The organism is Bradyrhizobium sp. MOS002, from assembly GCF_003020115.1.
Lineage (GTDB): Bacteria > Pseudomonadota > Alphaproteobacteria > Rhizobiales > Xanthobacteraceae > Bradyrhizobium.
The window spans coordinates 125,294-144,607 of record NZ_PYFX01000010.1; the positions used below are offsets into that span (position 1 = coordinate 125,294).

Genomic DNA, 19,314 nt, shown 5'->3' on the forward strand with positions numbered 1-19,314 from the left:
AAGCGAGCCGCATGGCAGGCTGAAGGAGCTAACGGATGGCGGAGAGTGTCGAGAAGCTCGAAGACGGAGTAGTCCGTTCGGCGGAGCAGGTGTCGAGCCAGATTCGCGCGGCAAAGGATGCGATCGCGTCCGTCATCTTCGGCCAGGACCGCGTGATCGAGAACACGCTGGTCACCATCCTCTCCGGCGGCCATGCGTTGTTGATCGGCGTCCCCGGCCTCGCCAAGACCAAGCTGGTCGAGACGCTCGGCATCACGCTCGGCCTCGATGCCAAGCGCATCCAGTTCACCCCCGACCTGATGCCGTCGGACATTCTCGGCGCCGAGGTGCTCGACGAGAGCACTAGCGGCAAGCGTGCCTTCCGCTTCATCTCCGGCCCCGTGTTCGCGCAACTGCTGATGGCCGACGAGATCAACCGCGCCAGCCCGCGCACGCAGTCGGCGCTGCTGCAGGCGATGCAGGAGCAGCACATCACCGTTGCCGGCGCGCGTCACGATCTGCCGAAGCCGTTCCACGTGCTCGCCACGCAAAACCCGCTGGAGCAGGAAGGCACCTATCCGCTGCCGGAAGCCCAGCTCGACCGTTTCCTGATGGAGATCGACGTCGACTATCCCGACCGCGACGCCGAGCGCCGCATCCTGTTCGAGACCACCGGCGCCGACGAGACGCTGGCAAAGGGCGCGATGACACCTGACGCACTCATCACCGCGCAGCGACTGATCCGGCGGCTGCCGGTCGGCGATTCCGTGGTCGAGGCGATCCTGTCGCTGGTGCGCTCGGCCCGTCCGGGTCCGGACGGCGGCGACACCAGCAAGTTCATCGCCTGGGGACCGGGTCCGCGCGCCAGCCAATCGCTGATGCTCGCGGTGCGCGCACGCGCGCTGATCGACGGCCGCCTCGCGCCCTCGATCGACGACGTGCTCGACCTCGCCGAGCCCGTGCTGAAGCACCGCATGGCGCTGACATTCCAGGCGCGCGCCGAAGGCCGCACGATTCCGGACGTGATCCGGCAATTGAAGACACGGATCGGTTGATGGCCGCGGAGAACGGGCAGGCAGCAAAGGAGATCATCGCGATCCGACGTGCCGATGGCGAAAGCCGTACGCTCGCCGCTTCGCTGCCGCGCCTGGTGCTCGAGGCCCGCCGTATCGCCGCCAACGTCATCCACGGCCTGCACGGCCGCCGTCGCGCCGGCTCCGGCGAAAATTTCTGGCAATACCGCCGCTTCGTCTCCGGCGAGCCGTCGCAGAACGTCGACTGGCGGCGCTCGGCACGCGACGATCTTCTCTATGTCCGCGAGCTCGAATGGGAAGCCTCGCACACGGTCTGGATCTGGCCCGACCGCTCGCCGTCGATGGCGTTCGCGTCAAAGCAGGCGCGCGAATCCAAGCTCGAGCGGACGCTGATCGTCGCCTTCGCGCTGGCCGAGCTGCTCGTCTCCGGCGGCGAACGCGTCGGCATTCCCGGGCTGATGCCACCGACCGCGAGCCGCAGCGTCATCGACAAGATGGCGCAGGCGATGCTGCATGACGATGCCGACCGCTTGAGCCTGCCGCCGTCCTTCGTGCCCGCGGCGCTGGCCGAGACGATCGTGCTGTCGGACTTCTGGTCGCCGATCTCCGAGATCAGGACCACGCTCGCCGGCCTGTCCGGCTCCGGTGCGCATGGCACGCTGGTGCAAATCGTCGATCCCGCCGAGGAATCATTCCCCTATTCCGGCCGCGTCGAGTTCGTCGAGCCCGAAGGGTTCGGCGTGATCACCGCCGGCCGCGCCGAGAGCTGGGCGCAGGATTACACCGCGCGGCTCGCGCTGCACCGCGACCAGATCCGCGCCGAGACCAACAAGCTCGACTGGCTGTTCACGACGCACTCCACCGACCGCTCGGCCGCAGAGTTGCTGTTGTTCCTGCATGCCGGCATGCAGGTGAGCAAGTCGGGCGCCCGCACGACGACCATCAAGGCGGGGCCGGCAGCATGATGGGACTGCCGCTCGCCTTCACCGAACCGCTGCTCCTGATCGGCCTCGTCAGCCTGCCGGTGCTGTGGTGGCTGTTGCGGGTGATGCCGCCGCGACCGCGCCGCGTCGAGTTTCCGCCGACGCGCCTGTTGTTCGACATCGCACCACGCGAAGAGACGCCGTCGCGGACGCCGTGGTGGCTGACCGCATTGCGGCTGCTGGCTGCGGCGCTGGTCATTTTCGCCGCCGCCGGCCCGATCTGGAATCCGCAAACAGGCGCGGCCGCCAGCAAGGCGCCGCTGATGATCATGTTCGACGACGGCTGGAGCGCGGCATCGAACTGGGACATCCGGATCAGGGCCGCCGACGAGTTGATCGCCAGTGCCGAGAACGACCGCCGCGCGATTGCGCTGGTGCCGTTGTCCGAGCCGAACCGCGATATCACATTGATGCCGGCGGGTGCCGCGCGCGTCGCGCTGCGGCAGCTGACGCCAAAGCCGTATTCGATCGAGCGCGTCGAGACCCTGACCGCGATCGATCGCTTCCTGAAAGCAACCGGCGACTGCGAGATCGCATGGCTCTCCGACAGCATCGACACCGGTCGCGGCGAGGAATTCGTGGCTGGCCTCGGCAAGACCATCGGCGATCGCAGCCTGACCGTGTTCGAAGGCGGCACCTCCTCAGCCCTAGCCCTGGTCGCGGCCGAGAACGCCGCAGCCAGGATGACGGTGAAGGTGCTGCGCACCGACAGCGGCATCGCCATCGGCACCGTGCGCGCGCTGGACCAGAAGGCCTCGCCGATCGGCGAGGCGCGTTATTCGTTCGGCCCGCAGGACAAGGAAGCCGAAGCGTCGTTCGATCTGCCGGTCGAACTGCGCAACGACATCACCCGGCTGGAAATTGCCGGTGAACGCTCCGCCGGCGCAGTGCAGCTGCTCGACAAGCGCTGGCGCCGCCGCGCCATCGGCATCGTCTCGGGCTCCAGCAGCGAGACCGCGCAGCCGCTGCTGGCGCCGACCTTCTATCTCACCCGCGCGCTGGCGCCGTTCGCCGACGTGCGGCTTGCCGACAAGGGCTCGCCGCAGCAGGGCATCACGCAGTTCCTCGACCAGAAGCTGCCGATGATCATCCTTGCCGATGTCGGCACCATCGCCCCTGAAATCCGCGAGCGTCTCAATGCCTGGATCGACCAGGGCGGCGTGCTGGTGCGGTTCGCCGGTCCGCGGCTGGCGCAGGCCGAGGACGATCTCGTTCCGGTCAAGCTGCGCAAGGGCGGCCGCACGCTCGGCGGCAGCCTGACCTGGGAAAAGCCGCAACATCTGGCCTCCTTTGCCGCCGACGGTCCGTTTGCCGGCGTCGTGGTCCCCAAGGACGTCACCATCAGCCGCCAGGTGCTGGCCGAGCCCGATGCCGTGCTCGCCACCAAGAGCTGGGCGTCGCTGGAAGACGGCACGCCGCTGGTAACAGGCGAGCATCGCGGCAAGGGCGTGGTCAGCCTGTTCCACGTCAGCGCCGACATGCGCTGGTCGGATCTGCCGATGTCGGGCACCTTCGTCGAAATCCTGCGGCGCGTCGTCGACATGTCCGGCTATACCGCCAAGCCGGGCGCAGGCGTTGCCACTGAAGCGACCGCCGAGACGGTGGCGCCGCTGCATATCCTCGACGGCTTCGGCGCCTTCGGTCCGCCGCCGGCTGCCGCAAAGCCGCTGCCCGCGGATTATCGCGACCGCGCCACACCCGATCATCCGCCGGGCTTCTATGGCCCGGCAGAAGGACCGCTCGCCGTGAACACGCTTGCCAGCGCCGACCGTATCGCAGCCCTGAACACCGCGAGCCTTCGCGCCCGGCGCGCCACCTACACCAATGCCGAGCCGCAGGACTTGCGCGGCTGGCTGCTGTCGACGGCGCTCGCGCTGTTCCTGATCGACGCCATCATCGTCGCGGTGCTCGGCGGCGGTCTTGCCGCGCTGCTGCGCCGCCGCGCCGCGCCCGCGATGATCGTCGTCGGACTGGTTCTCGCAGGCCTCGCTGCGCTCGCGCCGACGCCGTCGCACGCGGACAGCGCGTCCGACGAGTTCGCGATGAAGGCGGTGTCGCAGACCCGCCTCGCCTATGTCGTGACCGGCAATGCCGACGTCGATTCCATCGTCAGGGCCGGGCTATCAGGACTGACGCTGTTCCTGGCGCAGCGCACCGCGCTCGAGGCCGGCGATCCCGTCGGCATCGATCCGGCGCGCGACGAACTCGCCTTCTTCCCGCTGATCTACTGGCCGATCGTGCCGGGCGCGCCCAAGCCGTCGCGGGACGCCATCAACAAGATCGACGCCTACATGAAACAGGGCGGCACCGTGCTGTTCGACACCCGCGACGCGGTCGAAGCGCCGCCCGGCGCGAACGGCGCCGCGCAGACCCCCGCCATGCAGACGCTCCGCGAGATCCTGTCCTCGCTGGACGTGCCCGAGCTGGAGCCGGTGCCGCGCGAGCACGTGCTGACCAAGACCTTCTATCTCCTGCGCGACTTCCCCGGCCGCTTCAGCACCGGCCAGACCTGGGTCGAGACCTTGCCGCGCGAAGACGACGAGGACAGCGCGCAGCGGCCGGCACGCGGCGGTGACGGCGTCTCGCCGATCATCATCACCTCGAACGACCTTGCCGGCGCCTGGGCCGTGCGGCCCGACGGCCAGGCCATGCTGCCGGTGACCGGCGGCGACCCCCGCCAGCGCGAATTCGCCTACCGCGCCGGCGCCAACATCGTGATGTACACGCTGACCGGCAACTACAAGGCCGACCAGGTGCACGCACCGGCCCTGATCGAACGGCTGGGGCAATAGGATCGATATGAATTACGGCATTGCATTCACGCCGCTGGTTCCCACGATCGTCCTGTGGCTCGCGCTGGCCGCGATCGTCGTCATCGCGCTCGTGCTGCTGCTGGCGCGGGCGCGCGGCGCTGCCGTGCGCGTGGCCGCGCTGGCGCTGTTCCTGCTGGCGCTCGCCAATCCCTCCTTCACCCGCGAGGACCGCGATCCCCTCACCTCGGTCGCCGCCATCGTGGTCGACAAGAGCCCGAGCCAGAATTTCGGCAACCGCAATCGCGAGGCCGCTCAGGCGCAGGAAGCGCTGGTCGACAGCCTGAAGAAGATCAAGGGGCTCGAGGTTCGTGTCGTCGATGCCGGACAGGCCGACGGCGAGACCGACGGCACCAAGCTGTTCGGCGCGTTGGCCTCGGCCTTGTCCGACGTGCCGGTCGACCGCGTCGCCGGTGCGTTCCTGATCACCGACGGCCGCGTCCACGACATTCCGGCCAACGCCGCCGGGCTCGGCTTCCAGGCGCCGGTGCACGCGCTGATCACGGGGCAGAAGGACGAGCGCGACCGCCGTATCGCGGTCATCGCCGCGCCGCGCTTCGGCATCGTCGGACAGCCCCAGACCATCACCTACCGCCTCGACGACCAGGGCGTCAGCGGCGAGCGCGCCAAGGTCACGGTCCGCAGAGACGGCGAGGTCATCAACGAGCGCACGCTTTCGAGCGGCCAGAGCGCAAGCGTCGACGTCGACATCAAGCATTCCGGGCCGAACATCGTCGAGATCGAGGCCTCGCCGCTCGAGCGAGAATTGACGCCGGTGAACAACCGCGCCGTCGTCGCCATCGACGGTGTGCGCGACAAGCTGCGCGTGCTGCTGGTCTCCGGCGAGCCGCATTCCGGCGAGCGCACCTGGCGCAACCTGCTCAAGTCCGATGCCAGCGTCGATCTGGTCCACTTCACCATTCTGCGGCCGCCGGAGAAGCAGGACGGCACGCCGATCAACGAATTGTCGCTGATCGCGTTTCCGACCCGCGAGCTGTTCCAGCAGAAGATCAACGAATTCCAGCTGATCATCTTCGACCGCTATGCCCGCCAGGGCGTGCTGCCGATCGCTTATTTCGACAACATCGCCCGCTACGTGCGTTCCGGCGGCGCGGTGCTGGTCTCGGCCGGCCCCGACTACGCTTCCAACACCAGCATCTGGCGCACGCCGCTGGATTCGGTGCTGCCGGCCGAACCGGTCGGGGTGACGGAAAAGCCGTTCTACGCGCATCTGTCCGACGTCGGCAAACGCCATCCCGTCACGCGCGGCCTCGAGGGCTCGGCCTCCGAGCCGCCGCGCTGGAGCCGGTTCTTCCGCACCGTCGACACCCGCAATGCAGTCAACCCGCCCGTCATGACGGGCGTCGACGGCAAGCCGCTGCTGTTCCTGTCGCGTTTCGGCGAGGGCCGCGTCGCGCTGCTGCTCTCCGACCACATCTGGCTGTGGGCACGCGGCTATGAAGGCGGCGGCCCGCATCTCGACCTGTTGCGGCGGATGTCGCACTGGCTGATGAAGCAGCCTGATCTGGACGAGGAAGCGTTGCGCCTGCAGGTGCAGGGCAAGAATCTCGTAGTGGTGCGCCAGACCATGGCGGACAGCGTTCAGCCGGTGAGCGTGACCTCGCCGTCGGGCGTGTCGCGTGACCTGACACTTGCAGCCGGCGATCCCGGCGAATGGCGCGCCAGCCTGCCGGCGAGCGAGCTCGGCCTGTGGCAGGCCACCGACGGCACGCTGAAGGCGCTGATCAATGTCGGCCCGACCAATCCGAAGGAGTTTTCGGAAGTCACCTCCACCACCGACACGTTGAAGCCGCTGACCCAGGCGACCGGCGGTGACGCCGTGCGCGTGGTCGACGGCGCCAGCGTCGAGCTGCCGCGCATCCTGCCGGTCCGCTCGGCGAGCGTCTTCCATGGTGACGGCTGGATGGGCGTGCGGATGCGCGACGCCAGCGTGGTGAAGGGCGTCGGCGTGCTGCCGATCTTTGCCGGCCTGATCGGGCTCCTGCTCCTGCTCGGCGCGTTTGCCGCGACGTGGGTCCGTGAAGGGCGCTAGGCGGCTTACGCGCCAGCATGACCGAGCTTACGCGCCTCCCTTCGCTTCCGTGAGTCGGATAAGTCCCATCGTCACTTCTTCGCCGGAAGCTCCATAGCGCCTTCCCCCCGAACTTGGTCGAATGTAGCGCGTTGGGAATCTGGAGGCGGTTCTTTCTCGGCCGCTGGCAGAGGTCTCCCTGTCCAGGCATCGCACCCCGCGGACAAGAGCAGTTCTGGACGCAGCCTTCGCAGCACCCAAACGGCGCGAGCGCTCAGTGAGCGCATCGCGTTCAAGAACCAGCCGATTCAAGCGGAGTTCCTCGACCATGACAGACCCACTTCATCCGATCAGTTCTGGAGCCGAACTAACGCTCGATCAGCGCACGTTCAGCTCGCCTCGTCAGACGACGCGCTACATCGAGTGCGGGCCGGCCGACGGACCGTTGATGATCTTCGTCCATGGCTGGCCGAGCATCAGTTTGATGTGGCGCGCGCAGATGGAAGCGTTTGCCGCCGACGGTTGGCACTGCGTCGCTCCCGATCTGCGCGGCTACGGCGACTCTTCCACGCCTGCAGCCAACGACGCCTATACCATCGAGGAAATCGTGACGGACATGGCCGAACTCCATGATCACCTCGGTGGCAAGCCTGCGATCTGGGTCGGCCACGACTGGGGTTGTGTTGTGGTCGGTGAGTTGGTCGCGCATCAGCCAAAGCGCAGCCGCGGAGTCGTGCTGACCTCGCTGGCGTATCAACCCGACGGGCACGCCTTGCGCACAGTCGTCCCGCTGGTCGACCGAACGATTTATCCGGTTGACCAATATCCGGATGGCCAATGGGATTACTACCGTTACTACACCACGCACTTCGAGGCGGCAGTCGCCGACCTCGATGCAGACCTGGCAGCATCGCTGGCGTCGATCTTTCGGCCAGGCAACCCCGCCGGCATCGACAAGGTTTCGCCGAATGCGATGGTCACGCGCAATGGAGGGCGCTTTGGCGCCGCGCACCGCGCCCCGCCGACTGAGCCTGATCCGGCTCTCTGGCCGCCGGCAGACTTCGACATGCTGGTGCAGACGTTTAGGGCTCACGGCTTCCGCCCATCCTGCGCATGGTACCTGAACGACGACGCCAACATCGCCTATGCGCGCAAGGCACCCAGTGGCGGCCGCCTGTCGCAGCCGGTGCTGTTCGTTAACGGCAACTTTGATCAGATCTGCAGCATCATCGGAAATCGCCAAGGTGACCCGATGCGCGCGGCCTGCCCGGACTTGACGGTGACAAGCATGCCCGCCGGCCATTGGCTGCCGCTGGAACGCAAGGCGGAACACATCGAAGCCATCCGCACCTGGCTCCAGAGCAAAAAGCTCTGAAGCCGTAGGCTTTCAGTTGCCCGCACAACACATCGAGGAGCCGGCTCGCGCGGGTCGGCTCGACAGCGGTTGACATCCAGTAACCGATCGGGCGATGTTACATTATAACGTCGCGGGATCAGGGGATGATGCCTCGCGATGTGGGGTGGCGTTTTCAGATGAAGTGGTTCCGGTCGAATATCAGGCACGGCGCCCGGCTCGCGATCTTCGCGATGCTGGTGCAGTTCGCGCTGACGTTCGGCCACAGCCATTGGTTCGCCCAAGCCGCTCCCCTCGCGCAGGCCTCGCTTCAGCAGACCGACAGCAGCAACGGCGTTGCGTCGATCGACCGTGCCGCGGTCGAGAGGCAATCGCCGTTGGCCCCCGACCGGGAGCAGCCGGGCGAGGACAATTGCGCGATCTGCGCATTGGTCGCGATGGCCGGCACCGTCATGTTCGCGGCGCCGCCTGTGTTGTTGCTGCCGCAGGCAATCGACCTGCTCTACCGCACCACCGACGCCGAATTCGTCCATCTGAAATCGGCCGGCACGGCGTTCCAGCCGCGCGCCCCTCCCGCGTCCTGACTTCCAACAACGCTTGATCACGCCTGGGCTCGCTGCATGTCGGCGCACGCCCGGGAGACGTTGAAGTCGAATTCCGTCGCGCAGCGACGGCAGGCCGCCTCCGATCATCCGACAATCATGCGGACGGCGCCTGACTGGAATCAGGACCATGTCATTTGAATTGCGGCGCGCGCAGCGCCTTGGCGGAGCAAGCCTGCTCCTGCTCGGCGCAGCCGCCATCCCGGCGTTGGCTCAGGACAAGCCGGCGTCCACCGAGATCCCCGCCGTCACCGTGACGGCTCCGAGCCCCATCGTGCGCAGGGCGGTGGTGCCGACCCGCAACCCGGGCCGCCCCACGCGAACGGCGCGGGCACGCAGCCACGAACGCACCACGGACACCACGCCGGCAGCCTCGACGCCGGCCGCACCTCAGCAGGGCGTGCTGCCTGTTGTGACCAACCAGTTCGCGACCGTCACGGTGGTGCCGAACGAGGAGATCCGCCGCGAGGGCGGCGGCCAGCTCGGCGATCTCCTGTTCTCGAAACCCGGCATCACCGGCTCGAGCTTCGCACCCGGCGCTTCCAGCCGGCCGATCATCCGGGGGCTCGACGTCAACCGCGTCGGCATCGTCGAGAACGGTACCAATTCCGGCGGCGCCTCCGACCTCGGCGAGGATCACTTCGTCCCGATCGATCCGCTCGCGACCAACCAGGTCGAGGTGGTGCGCGGGCCGGCTGCGCTGCGCTACGGCTCGACCTCGATCGGCGGCGTCGTCAGCGCCACCAACAACCGGATTCCCGACGCGCTGCCGAACTGCGGTGCCCAGCCGTTCCAGAGTTTCGGCTTGCCGGTCAAGGCGCCGCTCGCGGGCGCCGCAACATCGCCTTGCGTCACCGCCGAGACGCGCAGCGCGTTCAGCTCGGTCGACCGCGGCGTCGAAAGCGGCGTGCTGCTCGACACCGGCGGCGGCAATTTCGCCTTCCATGCCGACGTCTACGGGCGCAACACCACCGACTACAGCATCCCGAGCTACCCGTACCTCACGGACCAGACCCGGCCCGTCGCCAACGGACGCCAGCCCAACTCGGCGACGCGCTCGGACGGCGCCTCGATCGGCGGCTCCTACTTCTTCCAGGGCGGCTATATCGGTGCCGCAATCACGCAGAACGACGCGCTCTACCACATCCCCGGCATCGACGGCGCCGACCACAACACGCGGATCGACGGCCACCAGACTAAGATCAACGTCAAGGGCGAGTACCATCCCGATGCTGCGGCGATCGAAATCGTTCGCTTCTGGGCCGGTGCGACCGACTACCGGCACAACGAGATCGGGCTTGCCGATCCCGCCGATCCCAACACCGACGGCGTTCGGCAGACTTTCACCAACAAGGAGCAGGAGATCCGCACCGAGGTGCAGCTGATGCCGTTCAACGCGCGCTTCGCCGAGGTGACGACGGCGCTGGGCTTCCAGGTCGGTCATCAGGAATTGAGCGCGCCGAGCCCGGACAATCCGGGCACGCTGTTCAACGGCCTGTGGGACCCCAACAACAGCACGCGCGTTGCCGGTTACGCCTTCAACGAGTTCAAGTTCACGGACGCGACGCGGGCGCAGATCGCCGGCCGCATCGAGCATGTCGAGCTGCACGGCACGACGCCGGATTTTCCCGCGGACTTCCTGCCCGACGGCACGCCGCAGGCGGGTATCGGCCGCAATCCGTCCTTCACGCCGAAGAGCGGCAGCATCGGCCTGTTGCAGGATCTGCCGGGCGGCATGGTCGGCAGCATCACCGCGCAATATGTCGAGCGCGCGCCGAAGGCGGCGGAGCTGTTCTCGCGCGGCGCGCATGATGCGACCGCGACCTTCGACATCGGCAACCCCAACCTCGGCATCGAGACGGCAAAATCCGTCGAGGTCGGCCTGCGCAAGGCGACGGGGCCGTTCCGGTTCGAGGCGACGGTCTACTACAGGCACTTCAACAACTTCATCTATCGCCGTCTCACCGGCGTGATGTGCGACGACGACTTTGCCTCGTGCGGCGCCCCCGGCGCCGAGGTGAACCAGGCGGTCTATTCACAGCGGGACGCGAACTTCCGCGGCGGCGAATTCCAGTCGCAGCTCGACGTCGGTGCGTTCCAGGGCGGCATCTGGGGCATCGAGAACCAGTTCGACGTGGTCCGCGCCACCTTCACCGACGGCACCAACGTGCCGCGCATTCCGCCGGTGAGATTGGGCGGCGGCGTGTTCTGGCGCGACGACAACTGGCTTGCCCGCATCAACCTGTTGCACGCCTTCGCGCAGAACAACGTCGCCGTGATCGCGGAGACGCCAACGGCGGGCTACAATTTGCTGAAGGCCGAGGTCAGCTACAAGACCAAGCTCAACCCGAATGCATTCGGCGCGCGCGAGATGCTGCTCGGCCTCGTCGGCAACAATCTGTTGAACGAAAACATCCGCAATTCGGTGTCCTACACCAAGGACGAGGTGTTGATGCCCGGCATCGGCGTGCGGGCGTTTGCCAACTTCAAGTTCTAGGCTTGCTCCGGTCGGGGCCCTCAGGGCCCCGACAGATACCGTCATTGCGAGCGCAGCGAAGCAACCCAGGCTGCCTCTGCGGAAAGATTCTGGATTGCTTCGCTGCGCTCGCAATGACGGAGTAGCCGCGGCGCTTCAACGACGCCGTAGATGGGGTAACGGGCCGGCCGGATGGAGCGAAAGTTAACACCGGGACGATGCTCTGCGACGCCGAAGGCGCGATAGCTAGCCGGACTTCATCGCGCGTTGGCTGAAAGCGGCTGCTTCAGGGGCGTCCTCTGCCGCCTCCTGAAACAGCGCGGCGAACAGCAGGGTCCACAATGTCAGGAGAGAGATGGGGATCGTGTAATATGGCGTCGCGATCGGATAGGTGAAGAAGAAGGCGAGGTTGAGCGCCAGATTGGCCATCGTGAGCAGCGCGACGCGGCGAATGCCGTTCGCCTGCCGCAACAGCCAGATCGAGCCTGCAATTCCGATGACGATCAGCAAGGTCTGGAGCGGATCGGCCAGATAGTCCCGGACCACCGCGAACGAAAAATCCAGCGGCCTGACATCGGGGTTGTTGCCGTAGGTCGATGCGAACGGACTGCCGGCGTTGACGGCATAAGAGATGATGGTCGGGATCACGCCGGCCAGCAACGCGACGCCGAACACGACCCCCTGCAAGAACCGGGACATCGTCCGTTCCGCAAGGAACGCGACGAGGAGAAAGAGACCATAGCCGGACGCCAGGAAGAGGTTGGCCAACCGGAAATCGACGGTCAATCCGAGCAGGAAACCGATGGGCGCCAGCAGCCAGATCCCCGGTTGAGATCGCGGGCCTGTCAGCCATCGCGCCGTAAGACATCCTGCGAGCGCGCACACGACGACCGTCGGGGCCATCGAATAGCTCGCCTTGACCGGATTGACCATCAGGTAGATCGCAAGACAGCCGAACGTCCCGGCCATCAGGACCGACCTCATGCTGCGCGCGAGAGAAAGGGCGAACAGCGCAAAGCCGAGGACGACAATGGTCGCCAGCATGTACATGGACACGACCTGGTGGCCTGCCGGAAACAACGCCAGCACGAGGCCGACACCCGGCGGGTATTGAATGACGACCTTCCCCGTGGCCGGCATCAGATTGTGACAGGGCGCAGCGGTCGTATCGTCCCAGTCCGGGTAGCCGATCTCCTTCAGCTTTGCTTTCTGATAGCCATCGTCGTCGCGGGTGAGGCTGGTGTCGAAGCCCTCCACCAGACCGAACCTTTGGAACAGATGCGCCTGCCGCAGGTAGCAGATGTCGTCATAGACGCCGCGCGCCTCGTTCCATCGCATCATGGTCCAGAAATGGCCGACCAGCACCGCAAGAAACAACACGGCGAAGACGGCTTTGCTGGTACGGATCTTGTTCATCGGGATCATGATGCGACGGGAGGCAGCGCGGCTTTAGCGGAATGCGAGATAGAGATTGGACGATAGCGGGCCGAGCGACAAACCGGTGTAGCCCACGGCCGCGGACTTAGAGTTGGACGACTTGGCAATCGCAGACTTGGCACTCGCAGACTTGGCTACCAGCGCGGCGAGCCCCAGCAGCCGTTGTCGCGTCATCAGGATCAAGTTCTGCTCGTCGGTCCATTCCGACTTGCCGGTGATCATGCAGGCGATCCTGAAGGTGCCGTCCAGATAGTGCGCCAGCGGGATGGCCGTGTGGTGCTCGACCGGAAAGAACCTGTTGGGCACCGTGATGAACACCCGCCGCGCGACGCGGCAAAGCTCCTCGACCAGAAGCACCTGATTTTCATGGCTGCCGGCATGTTCGAGCACGGCATTGGACGTCGCGACATCGAACGCATTGTCGTCAAACGGCAGCCGTGTATTCGGTTCGATCTGCACGTAACGGCAAAGCGGAAAAGCCGCCTTGAATCCTATTCCTTCGCCGAGCCCGCAGGCCGTGATCTTGTGCTGATGCGGGTAGCTTCGCTCCAGCACGTTGGCGCCGTCGTTGATCACGTCGGACACGCCGACATCCAGGATCTCGTCCGAGGCAGACGGCTGCATCCGGGCGATGAAATCCTGGTAGATGCGGTCGCGCGCCGCGATCAGCAGCTTTTCCGCCGTGCTCCCGGACGCCACTTCCCGGTAATATTGCTGATCGACCGGCACTGCCCTACCTTCATATGAGCTTCGAAGCGATGGCGCGTCAGATGCGCGCCTTGCTCCAGTCGGGAACGACCGGCCCCGATACGCCTTCGAACGCGCCCTCGACCAGCTCGGTGACGAGGAGCCGGCTGTAATCGACCGGGCCCGGCATGGTGACGCGCCCCTTGGCGACCTGCTTGAAGCCGACGCGGCTGTAATAGGGCTCGTCGCCGACCAGCAGCACCAGGCGATGGCCCTGCGCCTTCGCATCCTTCAGCGCGCGCTCGAGCAGCAGCCGGCCGACGCCGCGGCTGCGGAACGGAGGCTCGACCGTCAGGGGCCCGAGCAGCAGTGCCGGCGTGTCGCCGACGCAGATCGGCAATTGCCGGACGGATCCGACCAGCAACGTACCGACGCGGGCGGTGAAGGACAGATCGAGCAGATGATCCACGTGCTCGCGGATGCGGTACGCGCTGAGCACGAAGCGGCCGGGCCCGAAGGTGCGTTCGTGCAGCCGCTCGATCGCGTGAGCATCGCCGGCGGATTCCGACAGGATGGTGAGTGAGAGATCGTTCATCGCGTCGGCGGGATATCACCTTGGAGGGCAGCGGTCCATACGATTGCGCCCGGCTCCGGAGGCAATTTCAGGTCCGCCCGAGCGGCGGCTGGGACAGGTAGGCGAGCATCTTCATTTCCCGCCGCCCGCGCGTCACGGTGTCGAGCACGAGCCCCGACGAAGCCGAAAGCAGCGCCATGATCATCAGCCCCATGGAGAGCACGGCGGTCGGCAGGCGCGGGACGAGGCCGGTTTCGAGGAAGGTGATCACCACGGGTAATCCGAAAGCGATCGATAGCAGCGCGAGGACGATGCCGATCGCCGAAAAGAATCGCAGCGGCCGCTCCGACCGGTTGAGCTTCAGCATCGTGTTGAAGATGCGCAGCCCATCCTGCCAGGTGTTGAGCTTGGAGAAGGAGCCTTCCGGGCGCGCGTAATAGGGCGTCTCGACCTCGGCGACCGGCAGCGACAATTCCAGCGCATAGACCGCAAACTCGGTCTCGATCTCGAAACCGCCGGACAGGACCGGGAAGGATTTGACGAAGCGGCGCGAGAACACGCGGTAACCGGACAGGATGTCCTTGAAGGCGTGGCCGAAGGTCGATGCCAGGAAACCAGTGAACAGCCGGTTGCCGATGCGATGACCGCGCCGGTAGGCCGCTTGCGATTGATCGACACGCAGACCCACGACCATGTCCAGATGCTCATCGAGGAGCTGGTCGATCATGCGCGACGCGCTCGGCGCGTCGTAGGTCGCATCACCGTCGACAAGCACGTAGATGTCGGCCTCGATGTCCGCGAACATGCGGCGCACGACGTGGCCCTTGCCCTGGCGCCGTTCGCTGCGCACGATCGCTCCCGCCTCGCGCGCGATTGCCGCGGTACGGTCGGTCGAATTGTTGTCGTACACGTAGACCTCGGCCGCGGGCAGTGCCTTGCGGAAATCGGCGACGACCGCCGCGACGGCGGCTTCCTCATTGTAGCAGGGCACCAGCACGGCGACCCGAAATGGCCATGACCTCGTCGATTCAGACAATCTTCATCCCTCGTCCATGCGCCGACACCGCAGGCGCGGCGATTTACTAGCACAGGCAGCCATCATCGCCACGTCGCAATCCGCGGCCTGTCGTGCAGGACTTCCGCGATCCGCAACCGCGTGCCGGGCGTGGTCCCCTCGGGCAGCGCGGTGACCGCGAAGAATCCGCATTCGGCGATCTCGCGGTTGGGCGCGGGCAGGCGATCCTGCTTGAACTGCCTGACGACGTAGACCGCGACATGGTCGCGGCGGGAGACGTGACTGTTGAGGAAGATGCCGTGCAGCACGGCGTCGCCGGTGAGATCGATATCCCCCTCCTCCTTGAGCTCGCGCCACAGCGCCTGCTCCATGGTCTCGCCGAGATCGACGCCGCCGCCGGGCAGATACCAGCCCGTGACGTAGCTGTGCCTGACCAGGAACACCCTGCCCTCAGTATCCAGCACCACGGCGCGGACGCCGAGCGTCATGCCGCGGACCAGCAGGAAATAGGCGTGGAAGATTCGCCGCAGCAGCGGCTCGACTCTCCGTCGGACGCTGTTCAGACGTTCTCCCATCGGGCTCCCTCGATGCCCCGCTTGCACCTGGCCTGCGACCTTGCCATTACAGCGGGCGAATAGCGAGGCAATCGCCCCCCATGGCCCCCTTCACGCTCGCCCATCTGTCCGACCCGCATCTGCCGCCGCTGCCGAAGCCGCGGTTGATCGAGCTCGCCGGCAAGCGTGCGCTCGGCTACGTCAACTGGACGCGCAACCGTCACAAGTACCAGCGCCGCGAGGTGCTCGACGCACTCGTCGCCGACGTGAAGGCGCAAGGTCCCGACCACATCGCGGTCACCGGCGATCTCGTCAATCTGGCGCTGGAGGCGGAGTTCGCGCCCGCGCGCGCCTGGCTCGACGGCGTCGGCCCGCCCGACCGCGTCACCACGATTCCCGGCAATCACGACGCTTATGTCCGCGCCACCTTTCATCGCTTCGGCGAAACCTTCGCGCCCTATCTTGCGGGCGACGACGGCCGTATCGGCTTTCCGAGCCTGCGCCGGCGCGGGCCGCTCGCGCTGATCAGCCTGTCCACGGCGGTGCCGACCTTGCCGTTGATGGCGACAGGTACGCTCGGACCCGATCAGCTCGCGTCGCTCGAAGAGGTGCTCGAGCGGCTCGCGGCCGAGGACGTCTTTCGCGTACTGCTGGTGCATCATCCGCTGAAGTCCCACGCGCGCCACAAGCGGATGACCGACTCTGCCGGGCTGCTGACGCTTTTGAAGCGCCACGGCGTCGAGCTGATCCTGCACGGGCACGACCACATTCATTCGACGATGTGGTTCGAAGGCCCCAACGGAAACATTCCCGCAATCGGCGTGCCCTCGGCCTCCGCGCTCGCGCACGGGCACACCCCGGCTGCGGCCTACAATCTGTTCACGATCGAGAAGGACAACACCGGCTGGCGTTGCGAGCAGACGGTGCGGAGCCTGGGGGCTGGATTTCAGATCGGGCAGATCAAGCATGTAAGGTTGGTCTAGTCCCACGCCGTCATTGCGAGCGCAGCGAAGCAATCCAGAGTCCCTCCGCGGAGGCAGCCTGGATTGCTTCGTCGCTTCGCTCCTCGCAATGACGGCGTCGTCACCAGCTCCGCAGGGCCGCGAGCACGGCAACCCCGAACAACGCGGCGGCGCCGAGCACAAATCCGAACACGAACGGCCAGAGGCGCGAGCGGCGCCGCGGCGGCACGGCCTCGGGCTTTGGCTCGGGCGGGACCACCATCGCATGCTCGCGCTCGATCATGCGGCGCGCGACGTAGTCCGTGACGGCCTCGACGATGACAGACGTGTCGTGCGATTCGGCGAGCACGATGCGGCCGAAGCGGGTGTCCTGCACGAAGCGGTACATCCGCTTGTCGCGCCCCATCAAGACATGCGCGACGACGTCGATCCAGAGCCTGGGCGTATCGCCCTGGCTGATGCCGCGGTCGAACAGGTCGATCTGCTCGGGGACCTGCGCGAACAGGGGATCGAGCGAATCGTTGAGGATCTCGAGCCGCGCCACCTCGGCATCGCGCAAATCGACGACGACGCCGGTCCGGTCGGCGGCCTCGATCCGCGCCCGCAACAGCGCATCGCGCAGCCGCACCGGGCGCGGCTGACTGGGATGGATCCCGCTGGTCTCGGGCTCTGACATTGGCGGCCTCGTCCTCACTTGGCCGGATTAACCTATCAGCAACCAAAGTGTCCGCAAAGGCCCCACAATTCCAGTCACTTACGGCGCCCACAATCTTTCACCTGTGCCAAAAACAGACGGTCCCACCCGGCTTGCGCCGGATGGGACCCCCGTCCTTGGACGTCTTCTTAGCTCAGATTGTCATGTTAGTTCAGATCGTCAGGCCGAGACCCGCGACGGCTCTTCCACGATCGAGAAGCGGACCCCCGCCTTGTGGCGGTTCTCTTCCGAGACCGAGCGCCAGGCGTCCTCGGCCTCCTTGCGGGTCTTGAACGGACCCTGCACCTGGGCCGAGCCTTCCACGAGCTTGTGGAAGTTCATCGAACCGAACTCGCCGCCGATCACCCAGAAATTGCTGTTGGTCATTGTCAGTCTCCTGTCGATTAGCGTGATGCGTTAGCCGAACTGGTTCATCGTGTTGTGAGCGCCGCCCGCCTTCAGGGCAGCCTCGCCGGCGAAGTATTCCTTGTGGTCGTCGCCGATGTCGGAGCCGGCCATGTTCTGATGCTTGGCGCAGGCAATACCCTGACGGATCTCGGCGCGCTGGACGTTCTTGACATAGCCGAGCATGCCCTGGTCGCCGAAATATTCCTTCGCCAGATTGTCGGTCGAGAGCGCCGCCGTGTGGTAGGTCGGCAACGTGATCAGGTGGTGGAAGATGCCGGCACGCTTGGCCGAATCCGCCTGGAAGGTACGGATGCGCTCGTCGGCTTCCTTCGCCAGCGGCGTATCGTCGTATTCCACCTTCATCAGCTCGGCACGATTGTACTTGCTGACGTCCTTGCCCGCTTCCTTCATCGCGTCGTAGACCTGCCAACGGAAGTTGAGCGTCCAGTTGAACGAGGGCGAATTGTTGTAGGCCAGCTTCGCGTTCGGAACCACCTTGCGGATCCGGTCGACCATCTTGGCGATCTGCTCGATATGCGGCTTCTCGGTCTCGATCCAGAGCAGGTCTGCACCATTCTGCAGCGAGGTGATGCTGTCGAGCACGCAGCGGTCTTCGCCGGTGCCCGGGCGGAACTGATAGAGGTTGGAGGGCAGCCGCTTCGGACGCATCATCTTGCCGTTGCGGTTGATGATGACGTCGCCGTTGCGGGCGTTCTCCGCCGTCACTTCCTCGCAATCCAGGAAGCTGTTGTACTGGTCGCCGAGGTCGCCGGGCTTGTGGCTGACCGCGATCTGCTGGGTCAGGCCGGCACCGAGCGAGTCGGTGCGGGTCACAACGACGCCGTCTTCGACGCCGAGTTCGAGGAAGGCGTGGCGACAGGCCCGGATCTTGGCCAGGAACACCTCGTGCGGCACGGTGACCTTGCCGTCCTGGTGGCCGCACTGCTTCTCGTCCGACACCTGGTTCTCGATCTGGAGCGCGCAGGCACCCGCCTCGATCATCTTCTTGGCGAGCAGATAGGTCGCCTCCGCATTGCCGAAGCCGGCGTCGATATCGGCGATGACCGGCACGACATGGGTCTGGAAGTTGTCGATCTTCTCGATCAGCTCCTTCTCCCTGGTCTTGTCGCCTTCCTTGCGGGCCTTATCGAGGTTGCGGAAGATATCGTTCAGCTCGCGCGAGTCGGCCTGACGCAGGAAGGTGTAGAGCTCTTCGATCAGCGCCGGCACCGAGGTCTTCTCGTGCATCGACTGGTCCGGCAGCGGGCCGAACTCGGAGCGCAGCGCCGCGATCATCCAGCCGGACAGGTACAGGTAAGTACGATCGGTCTTGCCAAAGTGCTTCTTGACCGAGATCAGCTTCTGCTGGGCGATGAAGCCGTGCCAGCAGCCCAGCGACTGCGTGTACTTGGTGGGGTCGCTGTCATAGGCGGCCATGTCGGCCCGCATCAGCGCCGCGGTGTAGCGGGCGACGTCGAGGCCGGTCTTGAAGCGATTCTGCAGCCGCATGCGGGCGACCGCCTCGGCCGACACCCCGTTCCAAGTCGGCTGGGTCTCCAGGAGCGACCGGGCCGCCTCGACCTCACTCTGATACGAGGCGGGGGCCTGGAGGGTGCTAATGCCGCGGGGCTGGTAGTTCATGTGCCTGATCCTTTCGCCGACGATGGCCACCAGCCACCGACATTCTTGACAATGCATTGCGAGATGCGTGTC

Annotated in this window: 16 protein-coding genes; 8 read left to right on the plus strand and 8 right to left on the minus strand. The window is 66.0% G+C overall.

All coding sequences use genetic code 11. The features are described from left to right. The first annotated feature begins 35 nt into the window (after window positions 1-35). The 7 genes from C7G41_RS25830 to C7G41_RS25860 all read left to right on the plus strand — a co-directional run bounded on the left by C7G41_RS25830 (window position 36) and on the right by C7G41_RS25860 (window position 11,291). On the plus strand, window positions 36-1,034 hold the full coding sequence (locus tag C7G41_RS25830) for a MoxR family ATPase (RefSeq protein WP_027516392.1): 999 nt from the start codon (window positions 36-38) through the stop codon (window positions 1,032-1,034). Continuing rightward, entirely contained in the window at window positions 1,034-1,978 is a 945-nt protein-coding gene (locus C7G41_RS25835) for a DUF58 domain-containing protein (protein WP_106945162.1), read from the plus strand. The genes C7G41_RS25830 and C7G41_RS25835 overlap by 1 nt, the downstream gene beginning before the upstream one ends. Beyond that, window positions 1,975-4,788, plus strand: a complete 2,814-nt coding sequence (locus C7G41_RS25840) for a DUF4159 domain-containing protein (RefSeq protein WP_106945163.1) — start codon at window positions 1,975-1,977, stop codon at window positions 4,786-4,788. Before C7G41_RS25835 ends, C7G41_RS25840 begins: the two co-directional genes overlap by 4 nt. Window positions 4,789-4,795: 7 nt before the next feature. Further along, complete coding sequence (locus C7G41_RS25845; RefSeq protein WP_106945164.1) at window positions 4,796-6,859, plus strand: hypothetical protein; 2,064 nt, start codon at window positions 4,796-4,798, stop codon at window positions 6,857-6,859. 307 nt (window positions 6,860-7,166) lie between these two features. Beyond that, a complete protein-coding gene (locus C7G41_RS25850) occupies window positions 7,167-8,213 on the plus strand; it encodes an alpha/beta fold hydrolase (protein ID WP_106945165.1) in 1,047 nt (348 codons plus the stop codon). Between the two features lie 158 nt (window positions 8,214-8,371). Continuing rightward, complete coding sequence (locus C7G41_RS25855) at window positions 8,372-8,776, plus strand: DUF2946 domain-containing protein (protein ID WP_106945166.1); 405 nt, start codon at window positions 8,372-8,374, stop codon at window positions 8,774-8,776. Between the two features lie 148 nt (window positions 8,777-8,924). Beyond that, a complete protein-coding gene (locus tag C7G41_RS25860; protein WP_106945167.1) occupies window positions 8,925-11,291 on the plus strand; it encodes a TonB-dependent receptor in 2,367 nt (788 codons plus the stop codon). 225 nt (window positions 11,292-11,516) lie between these two features. Here C7G41_RS25860 and C7G41_RS25865 read toward each other — a convergent pair whose 3' ends face one another. From C7G41_RS25865 to C7G41_RS25885, 5 genes are all read right to left on the minus strand, one after another. Beyond that, a complete protein-coding gene (locus tag C7G41_RS25865; RefSeq protein ID WP_245446687.1) occupies window positions 11,517-12,686 on the minus strand; it encodes a hypothetical protein in 1,170 nt (389 codons plus the stop codon). A gap of 33 nt (window positions 12,687-12,719) precedes the next feature. Further along, on the minus strand, window positions 12,720-13,436 hold the full coding sequence (locus C7G41_RS25870; protein ID WP_106945169.1) for a methyltransferase domain-containing protein: 717 nt from the start codon (window positions 13,434-13,436) through the stop codon (window positions 12,720-12,722). Window positions 13,437-13,473: 37 nt separating this feature from the next. Further along, window positions 13,474-13,989, minus strand: coding sequence for a GNAT family N-acetyltransferase (locus C7G41_RS25875; protein WP_106945170.1), 516 nt, complete (start codon window positions 13,987-13,989; stop codon window positions 13,474-13,476). Window positions 13,990-14,056: 67 nt separating this feature from the next. Beyond that, on the minus strand, window positions 14,057-15,004 hold the full coding sequence (locus C7G41_RS25880; protein ID WP_106945171.1) for a glycosyltransferase family 2 protein: 948 nt from the start codon (window positions 15,002-15,004) through the stop codon (window positions 14,057-14,059). Between the two features lie 62 nt (window positions 15,005-15,066). After that, a complete protein-coding gene (locus tag C7G41_RS25885; protein ID WP_106945172.1) occupies window positions 15,067-15,558 on the minus strand; it encodes an NUDIX domain-containing protein in 492 nt (163 codons plus the stop codon). An 80-nt stretch (window positions 15,559-15,638) separates the two neighbouring features. Between C7G41_RS25885 and C7G41_RS25890 the strand changes: the two genes are divergently transcribed. After that, window positions 15,639-16,520, plus strand: a complete 882-nt coding sequence (locus C7G41_RS25890; RefSeq protein ID WP_106945173.1) for a metallophosphoesterase — start codon at window positions 15,639-15,641, stop codon at window positions 16,518-16,520. A 100-nt stretch (window positions 16,521-16,620) separates the two neighbouring features. Here C7G41_RS25890 and C7G41_RS25895 read toward each other — a convergent pair whose 3' ends face one another. The 3 genes from C7G41_RS25895 to C7G41_RS25905 all read right to left on the minus strand — a co-directional run bounded on the left by C7G41_RS25895 (window position 16,621) and on the right by C7G41_RS25905 (window position 19,242). After that, window positions 16,621-17,175: a hypothetical protein gene (locus tag C7G41_RS25895; RefSeq protein ID WP_199198608.1), complete on the minus strand. Its 555-nt coding sequence runs from the start codon at window positions 17,173-17,175 to the stop codon at window positions 16,621-16,623. 198 nt (window positions 17,176-17,373) lie between these two features. Continuing rightward, entirely contained in the window at window positions 17,374-17,580 is a 207-nt protein-coding gene (locus C7G41_RS25900) for a hypothetical protein (protein WP_007595122.1), read from the minus strand. A gap of 30 nt (window positions 17,581-17,610) precedes the next feature. Further along, the gene (locus C7G41_RS25905; RefSeq protein WP_106945228.1) at window positions 17,611-19,242 is read right to left on the minus strand and encodes an isocitrate lyase; all 1,632 of its coding nucleotides are present in this window, start codon (window positions 19,240-19,242) and stop codon (window positions 17,611-17,613) included. Between the last annotated feature and the right edge of the window lie 72 nt (window positions 19,243-19,314).